General features: G+C 64.6%; 1 pseudogene. It reads right to left on the reverse strand.

Annotated features, from left to right (window positions below):
- Nucleotides 1-791, reverse strand: a pseudogene (locus AC629_RS44170) (helix-turn-helix domain-containing protein); the annotation flags it as partial.
- Nucleotides 792-805: the final 14 nt, after the last annotated feature.

Below are 805 nucleotides of genomic sequence, written 5' to 3' on the forward strand. Positions count from 1 at the left end.
TCCGCGGCCTTGATCACCACATAGGCCGGACTGGTGATCAGGTCATGCGCCTTCAGCAGCCGATAGACTGACGCTTCCGAGACGAAGTACTTCCGCTCGTCGGTGAGCCGCACGGCCAGTTCGCGTGGAGACAGCTCCGGCAGCTCCAGCGCCAGGTCGACGATCTGGCCGCGAACGTCGTCGGGAATGCGGTTCCAGACCCGATCCGGCCTCGATCGACGATCGGCCAGTGCCTCAACACCGCCTTCGCGATAACGATCGTACCAGCGATAGAACGTGGCTCGTGGGATGCCGAGCTTGTCCAAGGTGCGCCCGGCCGGCAGGTGCGACTGCTCGACCAACCGGATCATCTCGGCCTTCTCGGAGGCCGGGGACCTCATGCCTCGTCCTCCCCATCTCTTACCCGACAGGTGAATGCGAAGCATTCACCGAGAGGGCCCGTTCATGCTTTTTTTGAGCAGGCGGTTCTCCAGGGTGAGGTCGGCCACCACTTCCTTCAACGCCGCGGCCTCCCGACGAAGGTCCTTGACCTCGCCGGAGGTCGCAGCCCGTGCCGTGTCGCCGGCTCGGCGGCGCTTGCCGGCCTCCAGGAACTCCTTGGACCAGCCGTAAGACATCGAGGCGGCGATGCCTTCGCGGCGGCATAGCTCGCAGATGTTCTCCTCGCCGCGTAGCCCCGCCAGCACGATACGGATCTTCTCTTCGGCCGAGCAGTGCCGGCGCGTTTGGCGCCGGATATCCTTCACGACTCGTTCTGCCGGCGCTTTGCCCGGTCCGGATTTCTGCTTCATCTTCGCTCCTTGCG

The sequence above is a fragment of the Bradyrhizobium sp. NAS80.1 genome (genome assembly GCF_001908205.1).
Lineage (GTDB): Bacteria > Pseudomonadota > Alphaproteobacteria > Rhizobiales > Xanthobacteraceae > Bradyrhizobium.